Raw genomic sequence first — 11,521 nt, 5'->3', positions numbered from 1 at the left:
CTACTTTAGGACGCGAACATAAAATAATTCAGTTGACTATTCTGACTCACCAACGTGATTTGACGTAGAACCTTTTTAGTATTTAAATTTTCTTACTAAGTTATTCAGTTCTTCTGCTGATAAAGCTAACTGACTAGATCCGGTCGTTATCTCTTCCATCGCACTTGTTGTTTCTTCTGCCGATGCCGTCGTCTCTTCCACACCTGCTGCTGATTGCTCTGATATAGAAGCAATTTCATGAATAGATGTATTCATTTGCTCACTATCTACTGTCATTTTAGTTAGGCCATCTGTCATTTGCTGTACATTTAGTGTTACTGTTTCAATCGCATCTTTTATTGAATTGAAGGAAGCTCCTGTATTACTTATTTGCTCCTTACCGCGCGCTACTTCTTGATACCCTTCTTCTAATGTTGTAGATACAACAGACGATTCTTTTTGGATGTTTGCTGCAATTGTCGTAATATCCTTAACAGAGTCACTCACTTGTTCAGATAACTTACGAACTTCATCAGCTACAACAGCAAATCCTTTCCCCTGTTCTCCCGCTCTAGCTGCTTCTATTGCTGCATTTAAGGAAAGTAAATTGGTTTGCTCAGCTATATCTTTAATCACGGAAATGAGTTTAGTAATCTCCCTTGACTGGATATCTAGCCCACGCACTTTCTCTACTGCTTGTTTTACAATAGTGTCAACATTACCCATTTGTTTTATTGATTCTTCCATCAATTTATATCCAGTTTCTGTTTCCGTTCCTACTTCCATCGTTGTTTGGCTTACCTTTTTACCATTATGACTAGCTTCTGTTATTTTCGAAGTAAAATTCTCCATTGCATGTGCAAGATCTCCAGCATGACTAGCTTGTGTTTCAGTACCTGAGGCCAACTCTTCCATTGTCGCCGCAATCTGTTCAGAACCATTTTTCACTTCACTGGACGATTGAGTTAAAGCTTCACTTTGTTTACTCACTGTATCTGCTGTTTTATTAATTCGTTGAACAATATGCTTAATATTTTCTTGCATCACATTCATTGATTCTCCTAGTCTACTTATTTCATCTTTTGCTTGATAATCCAGGGAATCGGTTGTTAAATCTCCATTAGCAATATTATTACTCATCTCAACTACTTTACCCAAATGCTTAGATACATGCCGACTTAAAAAGATTATCATGATAATACCAATTACAATAGAAAGGAACATAGACATAGTTAATGTAATTAAAACAGAATTTTGACTATCGATTACATTACTAACAGCTTCTTCTCTCTCATCATTTACCGTATTTCTCAACATTTCTAAATATGATAGTGACTCATTTGTTAAGTCACTAAACTGTTTTGTATAAAATGCAAATAAATTACTTTCAGCTTCATATTTACCAGCAATCTCCTCCAAAAATAATTCGTCTATTCTATCATTAAATGTGTTTATACTTTCCATTAATGATTTTTGTTGATCGGTATCCACGTTTTTTTGGATAGTACTTAACAATTCTTTTACCTTTTCTTGATCTTCTTTATACTCATCTATGTATACATTACTTCCATTTTGTGAATAACTAAGTGCAGACATTGATTTAGCTCTTATCTCTGATCCAATCTCCGTAATAGCAATTGCTCTACTTCCCCTTCTTTCTAATGCATTGACCTCATTTTCAACAGTGACAACTGATTTTATAATAAATCCTAAAGAAATTGCTAATAATAATAGAACAAAAAAGAAAGCGGTTCCAAATTTACCGCCAATTGATTTACTTCTCATACCGATAAGTGGTAAGTCACTCAATTTGTTTATCCATTCCCTCCTCTTCGTTTTGGTTTTCGTTTTTGATATTTTCTTTCGTTTCAGCTTCAATTGTTTCATGACATTTCTCCTCTCTTTTATCATTAAAAAAAAGCTCACCAAAAGAATGGTGAACTTTTTACGTAATTTAGAAACGTTATTCTGCTTACGTGAGTGATTCATTTCTTTTCGGTAGCTCGGCGATCATCGTTTGATAACAACAGACCCGTAGCTTTGCGTCCTTATCTTTCAATAAGTTTGCCCTTTTCCTATTCATTTGTACGTTAACATATGCTAATTATATTATAGTTAAAAATAACTAATTACTCAATATTATTTAAAGGTATTTTTAAATTATAGTAGTTTCTTCCTATACCATTTTACAGTTAATATTGCCATAATGTATATATACTTTTCAAACTAAAAAATATATATTTTACAATTGCTTAATTTAATAAATTACGTTATCATACAATATATAGGTGTTTTCGAACGGAATCCGCCTATATATTGTATTTTTAATGTAGAATGGCAAGAACTCAACATCAAAGCTTCTATAAACATTCATACATATTATTATTTTGTACAGGAGGATATTTATAATGACAATGGTAATGGACAATGATATCCAGCGTGTGTTGAAGCAACTCTCTCAACTATCTAACAAATACGATATGGATATTACTCACATCGAAGAACAAATTCGAAACATAGCAACCACCTCTAAAGATCCGAATCAAGAGGCGCTTTTTTATGCGCTAAATCGGATTTCAATGGATCAACCTAATTGGACTTTTGTAGCAGCACACTTCTATTTAGAGCAAATCTATCAAGAAGCAGCTCGAAATCGTAGTTACGATACAAATAATAAGTACGGAAATCTATATAACCTACTATTGTCTCTAACAGATAAAGGCATCTATGACAAAGCTATTTTAGAAACGTATACAAAAGAAGAAATTGATACGTTAGAACAAGAAATTATTCCAGAACGTGATCAATTATTTAACTACATCGGTTTGTTCCTATTAGCAGATCGTTATTTAGCTCGCGACCATGATCGTCATTTATATGAGTTGCCACAAGAAAGGTTTATGATTATCGCGATGACACTCATGAAACAGGAAGCTGCTGAGAAACGCCTTGATTTAATTAAAGAAGCATATTGGGCTTTGAGCAATTTATATATGACAGTAGCTACACCAACACTTTCAAATGCTGGTAAAAGCTATGGCCAATTATCCTCTTGTTTTATTGATACGGTTGATGATTCATTAGATGGAATCTATTTAAATAACTGGGACATTGCTAGATTAAGTAAAGATGGCGGCGGAATTGGTATTTACTACGGTAAAGTTCGCGCATTAGGATCTGATATTAAGAAATTCAAAGGTAACTCTTCAGGTGTTGTTCCTTGGATTCGCTTACTAAACGATACTGCTGTAAGTGTAGATCAATTAGGACAACGTCAAGGAGCAGTTGCTATTTATCTTGATGTTTTCCATAAAGATATTATGAGTGGGTTCCTAGATTTAAAAACAAATAATGGTGATGAAAGACGTAAAGCGCACGATATTTTCACCGGTGTTTCTATTCCTGACTTTTTCATGGAGCAATTAAAAGTAACTGATGAGAGCGGAAAAAGTATTGGCGAGTGGCACACATTCTGTCCACATCAAGTAAAACAAATAATGGGTTGGAAAGACGAAAACGGGAATGCGCTTGGTCTAGAAGATTTTTATGATGAAACAGATAACAAATACTTTACTGAAAAATATAAAGAAGCTGTCAATCATCCGTTACTACCAAGAAAAACATATCGGGCAATGGATGTAATGGCACGTATTATGGTCGCACAATTAGAAACAGGTACACCTTACATGTTCTATCGTGACGAAGTAAATCGTCAAAATCCTAATAAACATGGACGTGGTGTAGGTAGAACATCAATTTATTGTAGTAATCTATGTACAGAAATCGCCCAAAACATGTCAACAACAACGATTGTACGTGAATATCAAGATGAGGATGAAAATATTGTCATCGTACGTAAACCGGGTGAGTTCGTTGTATGTAACTTATCTTCTATCAATCTGCCAAATGCAGTACGTGCTGATGTATTAGAACGTCTAATTCGTATTCAAGTACGTATGCTTGATAATGTTATAGACTTAAATACAATTAGTGTCGGACAAGCACAAGTAACGAATAAGAAATATCGCGCTGTTGGACTCGGTACTTTCGGGTGGCATCACCTTCTTGCATTAGAACATATTCATTGGGAATCTGATGAAGCTGTTCAGTTTGCCGATAAAGTGTACGAAGATATTGCTTATTATACGATCCAAGCGTCAATGGAATTAGCAAAAGAAAAAGGTACTTATCGTGCATTCGCTGGCTCTGAGTGGGAAACAGGACGTTACTTTGAGCGAAAAGGTTATAATAGCGAGCGTTGGCAGTCATTAAAAGCAGATGTCGCCACAAATGGAATTCGTAATGGCTGGTTAATGGCCGTTGCACCAAACTCTTCCACAGCAAAAATTGGCGGCTCAACGGATGGAATTGACCCATTATATGCGGTTGAATTCGCTGAAGAAAAGAAAAATTTCAAATTCAAAGTTACTGCACCTGACTTAGACCATGTCACTTATAATTACTATCGTCGTGCACGTCATGAGCTAGACCAGACCTGGAGCATTAAGCAAAATGCAGCTAGACAACGTCACGTTGACCAAGGAATTAGCTTTAATCTGTACGTGCGTCATGATATCAAAGCAAAAGATCTATTGCATTTACATCTGTCTGCTTGGGAACATGGTTTGAAAACTACTTATTATGTCCGAAGTACTTCTCAAACAGAAATTGATGAGTGTGAAGCTTGTCATAGTTAATAATGAAAGGGACAAGGAGTTGTTCACTCAACAGCTCCTCCCCTTATTCTTACAGGAGGCAAATATAACATGGTACAAACTGATCAACCGTTGACGAAAATAAAATTACTTAACCCTACTTATCCGAACAAATCTACCGGAATAATTAATGGACAATCTTCTGGTCTCTTAAACTGGAATGATATTGCTTATCCGCAAATGTATGATCTATATCAAACATTATTATCGAATTTTTGGAAAGCACAAGAAATTAATATGCAAGATGACATTAAACAATGGGATAATCTTTCAGAGACCGAAAAAGATGTTTTCTTGCGCATTAACACACAGCTTGCTTCATTAGATAGTCTACAAACACCGACAATGTCTCACGTGATGGACTATGTGACAGATTCAAGCTTTAAAGCGATCTTTGCAGTTATTTCTCAGCAAGAAGCTGTTCATAATGAATCTTATTCATATATTCTAAGTTCTCTTGTACCATTAAGAGAACAAAATGAGCGTTTTGATCAAGCGAAAGATGATCCAATTGTTCGTAAGCGAAATCAATTAATCCTAGATAGCTATGATGCTTTTCGTGAAAAACCAACACCGCAACGATTATTTGAATTAGCGGTTAATTCTATTAACTTAGAAGGCATTTATTTTTATGCTGGTTTTGCTTTCTTCTATCACTTGGCACGCCAACAAAAAATGTTAAAAACAAGTACAATGATTAGCTATATTCAGCGTGATGAAATGCAACATGCGTATTTCATTTCACAGTTTATCCGTATATTGTTAACAGAGAATCCTGAATTAAATACAGAAGAGAATATTCAATATGCCTATCAAACGATTGATAAAGCTGTCCAAAATGAAAAGGAATGGGCTAATTATATTCTAAAAGACATCGATGGCATCGACCTTGATGAATTCCATGGCTATGTGGAATACCTTGCAAACAAGCGTCTGCGCCAAATTGGTTTAGATAATTATTATGAAGAACGTGAGAATCCAATGGCTTGGATACACGTGTTCAGCGACGAAATGTTAAATGAAACAAAATCAGACTTTTTCGAGCAAAAATCTCGTACGTATACAAAAGTTTCTTCTTCTAATGGTTTTGATGAATTATAAGGGAGGCTATTGGCAATGAAAGCTGCCATTATTTATACATCAGTAACTGGTAATACGGAAGATCTTGCAAGACAGATCTACCACGGTATGCAAAAACAGCACATTAATGTAGACTTTATTGCTATCGACGAGTTAGACTATGATACACTTCCAACCTATGATATTATTGCAATTGGGACGTATACATGGGACAATGGCGACCTTCCAATAGAAATGGAAGATCTGTTTATCGCGTTTGAGGAACAAGATATGAAGCATGTCACAACAGGTGTATTCGGCACTGGTGATAGTTTTTACCCTTATTATTGTGGAGCGGTCGATTTATTCCGAGACATGTTATATGTCCATACCAACTTAGCTGTTACACTAAAAATCGAATTAACGCCACAACAAGAAGACCTAATACGTTGTGAAAAATTCTGTGACCGACTCACAAGAACATTAGTACTAGCATAATTTTATTGCATCTATAACAAACAGTTACGTTCAAATGAACGTAACTGTTTGCTTCATTTTATATGCTTTTGCAATAACTAATAAGAGAATACATTATACATATTAATAAACAAAATAGTTAAAATAGCTATATTAAAAATCTTTTCTATTTGCTTATTCGTTAATTTATGTACAAAATTAGTACCAACAAGTCCGCCAATAATACCACCAGCAATCATATAAGGTAACATGACTAAATCATAATCACTAATATTTGTTGTCATTCCGGCTAACATCAGCGCTGATAATTGCGAGAAAAAGATGATAAATATGGAATTAAAGGTCGCATTTTTTGCATTCATTGAAAATAAAAGGCTTAAAACAGCCACATTTAATGGCCCTCCACCAATACCTAAAAACGAGGATAGCAACCCTAGTACAATGCCAATCAATAAAATAATAACCCTGTTTTTTACATTGAATCTTCTCATAACATGCTTATATTTAAAATAGATAAATATTAATAATAACAATACTGCAAGCAATACAGATTGGAAAATCGCTACACCTTTTGAAATCCCAAGACTCATGACAAAGTAGTTAAAGACAGCTTTCCCGATAAAACCACCTAAGATAGATCCACCTGCAATAAGTGCACTATTTATCTTATCAATAGTCACATCCATTTTCCTCATCTTAATTAACGAAACAGCTGCCATCGAAAATACAGTAGCAGCAGAAAGAATACCTATTGTTGACAAATCATAATGCCCAAAAAAATCTAATACAGGCTTGATAATAACACCACCACCTAAACCTGCTATAGCCCCGAGCGTTGTAGCAAATAAGCCAATCATAAAATATAAAACAAACATAGCGATCATCCCCTAAAAAACTATTCCTTTCAACTGATTGAAGGACTTTGTATGATTTGATTATTTTCGTTACTATACATCAGCTACACATCTAAATCCTACATTCCCTGACGAGCTATCTGGTGTATTTGATGAACGGGAAGCAACTCGATACCTATTACAGTATGAATGATGACAAAGATAAGAGCCACCTCGCATCGAACGCATTTGCCCAACAGGAGGCCCTTTGGGGTCAATGATTTCACTATAGTCATACTTCGCATCAAACCAATCTGCACACCATTCCCATACGTTTCCTGCCACATTATACAAACCATACTCATTTGGCAGATAGGTATCTACTGGAGCAGTACCAAAAAAACCATCGCTTGTAGCATTATAAGTAGGAAAACTACCCTGCCAAATGTTGCATCGGTGCTTTTCATTCGGTGTTAACGCATCACCCCAAGGATATCTTTTTTTAACTAATCCACCTCGTGCAGCATATTCCCATTCCGCTTCTGTTGGTAACCGTTTCCCAGCCCAATGACAATAAGCAATTGCATCATTCCATGTCACATGTGTTACTGGATGATCCATACGCTCTTCAATCGAAGAACCTTTTCCTTCTGGTTGGTACCAGTAAGCATCCTTAACGGGTAACCACCATTGATGAGCTGGTGCTACTAACTCTACCTTTTCTATATCTACAAATTGATAAAAAACAAACGACCAACCATATCTTTCTGTTTCGGTGACATAATTCGTCTCTTTAATAAACGTATCAAAAGCTTTATTTGTAACTGCATACGGATCGATATAAAAGGAAGAGACTTCTACCTCTTTTACAGGTCGTTCGCCATCCTGTAAAAACCCTTCATTAAAAGCATCTCCCATAAAAAAGCGACTACCTTGTAATAAAACCATAGCCTGCTTATCTTTCACTGCATTCATTGTACAGCGTTGTTCTAATGGATAATTTCTTTTATCGACTATTGCTCGTCGTGCTGAGCAACATGATTGTTGATTCCTCTTATTCATCTATAACACCTTCATCTATTGTTTAAAATAGTATATCCTTTTATTATATGCTATTTATTTAGCAGTTTCATTAGAAAAGTAATCATTTAATGATGTGATTTTCTTTTATACTGGAAAATCAATTGTGATGTCTATCATAGAATTGATTTGACTTTCCCATCATAATTAATAATACATCCAATATAAGGAGACACTGAAATGAGTAACATGACTACTATTCCCCAAAACAGACGTATATCAGGAATTATGTGGAAAACAGTTTCAGAATCATGCAATTTGGCATGTGATTATTGTTATTACAGTCGATGTAACGGTAGAGCAGGAAAGATCCAACGAATAAATGAACAAGTATTAGAAAAAGTGATCAAGGAATACATGGAAATGTCAAATGGGCTCGTTACTTTTGCCTGGCAAGGTGGCGAACCTTTATTAGCTGGTATTGATTTTTTTAGAAAAGTAGTCTATCTCCAAGCAAAATATGCACCTAAAAATACAATGATCAGTAATTCTATTCAGACAAATGGCATGTTACTCAATCGTGAATGGGCCAAATTTTTTAAACAATATCACTTTTTAGTTGGTGTTAGTTTAGATGGACCTGCATATATCAATGATGCCAGAAGAGTAACAAGTTCTGGTAAAGGTAGTTTCCAAGCAATTATGAAAGGTATTGAACACTTAAAAAATGAACAAGTACCATTTAATATCTTAACTGTTTTACATGAAACCAATGTTTCAAAAGCAACTGAATTAATGCATTTCTACCAAGAACAAGCATTTGAACATATACAATTCATTCCATGTATGGATTTTCAGTCTCAACATATTGGACAACCTGGAGATTTCTTAATTACTCCCAAGCAGTACGGTGATTTTTTATGTGAAACATTCGATCAATGGTATAATAATGGAAATCCCAAAATTTCAATCCGTTTTTTTGATAATATGTTAGCTGTTTACTTGCATCAATCAGCTGAAATGTGTATGCGCTTAGAAACATGCCCTAAAACACTTCTATTAGAACAAAATGGCGATGCTTATCCTTGTGACTTCTACATTCATGACGATTATCACTTGGGTAACGTTCAATTTGATTCATTGGAATCCATTGCCCAACACGAGCGTTGGGAGCAGTTTTCTGCTATGAAGCCAACATTTCCAGAAAAATGCAATCAATGTGAGTTTCTACACTTATGCCACGGTGGTTGTCCGAGAAATCGCCAAAGAGATAACAATCAAGTGGGGGTTGAATACTTTTGCGAAAGCTATCAGCAAGTTTACCGTTATGCGCATGATCGGATACAAGAAATCGCAAAAAACGTGAAAAAAAAGAGACTAAATGAGCATGCTCAATCTGGTGGGAAATTACCAGATAGAAATGCTACTTGTATATGCGGTAGTGGCAAAAAGTTTAAAAAATGTTGCCAGCCTCTATTAACATAGAATTATATGTTAACTTTTTAAAAGAGACTAACTATATATAGCCTCAATAGGTTAGTCTCTTTTCTTGTTTTTTTTGTAATTACATCATCGAATATGACTCAAGCATGTTTTCGGTTCTTTTCCAACAATTAATTTTTTTCCATCCGTATAACCCTCTTCACGTCCAGTTAGCTGTTCGATTAAAAATTGCCTTAATCGATCGATTCGACTTCTATCTGTTGGATTATCTATTTCATTTTTCAATTCATAAGGATCATTTTCAAGATCAAAGTACTGCTCATTTCCAGTTTGGGAGAACCAAATATACTTTTCTTTCCCATTTGTAATATAGTGATACGAATCTACACCATAGCTATGCTCTCCATGCATGAATTCTCGTATAGGTGAAGTGTGTTCATCTTTTAATAAAGGAAGTAAACTCTTTCCATCTACACTTTTTGGAATATCTACACCTGCTATATCAAGTAATGTTGGCATAATATCCCTTAACTCTACTACTTGATCAATAGTACTGCCTTTCTTTAACCTTAACAAGTTACCAGGATCATTTAAAATAAATGGAATATGTGCACTACCTTCGTATGGGAGAGCTTTAGCAAAACGATTATGATCGCCTAATAATTCCCCATGATCAGAGGTAAATAAAATAATGGTATTATCTAACACACCATATTCCTGCATCGCATTGACTAATCTACCTATTTCATAATCAATATGACTAATTAATGCATAATAGGCAGCTCTAGCCCTTCTTAATCGAGCAGCTGGAACATCACCTTTCTTCGCTGTTGGCATTAACCCTTCATGCGTTATATCTTCTAATTCTGCCCACTCGCCAATATAAGGATCATCCATATCACTGTTCAAATATTGATCGAAGAAGACTTTCGGCGGATCAAATGGAGGATGCGGTCGTACAAAAGACGTCTTTAAAAAGAACGGTTTTGAAGGGTCACGCTTCCTTAAAAAGTCGATTGATTGTTGAACAGTCCAATTAGTTGGATGATACTTCTCTTCCAGTTCCCACGGTCTTGCCATCGTTGAGGAGTTGCAATCAAGACCTAAATCTGTAATATCATAATCATACCCTTTTTTATCTCTGAACCAGTTTAGATAGTCATCACAATATTCAAATGTCTCTGTTGTTTTCACTTCATTCTTAAAACGATTATAATGCATATAACCATCATGCAATGTAATGTTATGAAAGCCCATTAGCTTTCTTGTTGGATACACATGCATTTTCCCAACAGCCTGTGTATGATATCCACTCTTAGCTAACTCTCCTGGTAAAGTATGATCATAATTCCAAGGGACTTTGTCCTCATATCCCACTCTACCATGTGATTCTTGGCTCATTCCTGTTAGTACTGCTGCCCTTGCTGGCACACAAGTTGGAGTTGCTGCGTACGCATTTGAAAAAACAACACCTTTTTGAGCAAGCTCATCTAGATTAGGTGTTTCTACAACAGGATGATCAAGTATGCTTAAACAATCAAAACGCATCTGGTCAACCATTACTAACAAAATATTCGGTTTCATTCTCTCACCTTTCAATCATAAAAATTAAGTTAATATAGCATTTGAACACTTACTAAAACATCGACTAACTATTAGAGAAACTTTCGATTGTAATTCCATAGTAAAAATAATAAGCCTGACAATCCTAATAATTGAATGAACAATTCCATTTTACCTACCGTTCTTTGTCCATAAATTACTAACGATAAACAAAGAAGAAAGAACAGAATTTTAACAAGACGTAATATGTTATCTTTCATTTAAGTACCTCCTAAACGTTTGATTCACATCTACATTGTCTGGGTCTTTACTTTTAGGTCTTGAAGCGATGTCCTTGGTCTACTCACCGGCTTAAGTTAAACACCTATCCTTTCAGACCTCCAACAGTCATTCCTTGTGTTAATCTTTTTTGTACAGTGATATATAAAATAA

Annotated in this window: 9 protein-coding genes and 1 riboswitch; of the genes, 4 read left to right on the top strand and 5 right to left on the bottom strand. The window is 35.1% G+C overall.

The window, feature by feature from the left end:
• Window positions 1-75: 75 nt before the first annotated feature.
• Window positions 76-1,866, bottom strand: a complete 1,791-nt coding sequence (locus tag ACH6CY_RS15270) for a methyl-accepting chemotaxis protein (protein ID WP_374068174.1) — start codon at window positions 1,864-1,866, stop codon at window positions 76-78.
• A 107-nt stretch (window positions 1,867-1,973) separates the two neighbouring features.
• Window positions 1,974-2,058: riboswitch (cyclic di-GMP riboswitch) on the bottom strand.
• 329 nt (window positions 2,059-2,387) lie between these two features.
• On the opposite strand from ACH6CY_RS15270, the gene ACH6CY_RS15265 reads away from it, so the two are divergent.
• The 3 genes from ACH6CY_RS15265 to ACH6CY_RS15255 all read left to right on the top strand — a co-directional run bounded on the left by ACH6CY_RS15265 (window position 2,388) and on the right by ACH6CY_RS15255 (window position 6,251).
• A complete protein-coding gene (locus ACH6CY_RS15265; RefSeq protein ID WP_374068173.1) occupies window positions 2,388-4,676 on the top strand; it encodes a ribonucleoside-diphosphate reductase subunit alpha in 2,289 nt (762 codons plus the stop codon).
• 69 nt (window positions 4,677-4,745) lie between these two features.
• Complete coding sequence (locus ACH6CY_RS15260; protein ID WP_374068172.1) at window positions 4,746-5,795, top strand: ribonucleotide-diphosphate reductase subunit beta; 1,050 nt, start codon at window positions 4,746-4,748, stop codon at window positions 5,793-5,795.
• Window positions 5,796-5,810: 15 nt separating this feature from the next.
• Window positions 5,811-6,251, top strand: coding sequence for a flavodoxin domain-containing protein (locus tag ACH6CY_RS15255; protein WP_374068171.1), 441 nt, complete (start codon window positions 5,811-5,813; stop codon window positions 6,249-6,251).
• A 77-nt stretch (window positions 6,252-6,328) separates the two neighbouring features.
• On the opposite strand, the gene ACH6CY_RS15250 is transcribed toward ACH6CY_RS15255, so the two are convergent.
• Both ACH6CY_RS15250 and ACH6CY_RS15245 read right to left on the bottom strand, forming a co-directional pair.
• A complete protein-coding gene (locus tag ACH6CY_RS15250; protein ID WP_374068170.1) occupies window positions 6,329-7,105 on the bottom strand; it encodes a TSUP family transporter in 777 nt (258 codons plus the stop codon).
• A gap of 72 nt (window positions 7,106-7,177) precedes the next feature.
• Window positions 7,178-8,125, bottom strand: a complete 948-nt coding sequence (locus ACH6CY_RS15245) for a formylglycine-generating enzyme family protein (protein WP_374068169.1) — start codon at window positions 8,123-8,125, stop codon at window positions 7,178-7,180.
• Between the two features lie 198 nt (window positions 8,126-8,323).
• On the opposite strand from ACH6CY_RS15245, the gene ACH6CY_RS15240 reads away from it, so the two are divergent.
• Window positions 8,324-9,568, top strand: coding sequence for an anaerobic sulfatase maturase (locus ACH6CY_RS15240; RefSeq protein WP_374068168.1), 1,245 nt, complete (start codon window positions 8,324-8,326; stop codon window positions 9,566-9,568).
• 84 nt (window positions 9,569-9,652) lie between these two features.
• Here the strand turns inward: ACH6CY_RS15240 and ACH6CY_RS15235 are convergent, their stop codons facing one another.
• On the bottom strand, window positions 9,653-11,110 hold the full coding sequence (locus ACH6CY_RS15235) for an arylsulfatase (protein ID WP_374068167.1): 1,458 nt from the start codon (window positions 11,108-11,110) through the stop codon (window positions 9,653-9,655).
• 71 nt (window positions 11,111-11,181) lie between these two features.
• Complete coding sequence (locus ACH6CY_RS15230) at window positions 11,182-11,349, bottom strand: DUF6903 family protein (RefSeq protein WP_374068166.1); 168 nt, start codon at window positions 11,347-11,349, stop codon at window positions 11,182-11,184.
• Between the last annotated feature and the right edge of the window lie 172 nt (window positions 11,350-11,521).

This window comes from Paraliobacillus sp. JSM ZJ581 (assembly GCF_044383835.1).
Taxonomy (GTDB): domain Bacteria; phylum Bacillota; class Bacilli; order Bacillales; family Amphibacillaceae; genus Paraliobacillus.
This window is presented reverse-complemented; position numbering and strand designations above follow the sequence as displayed.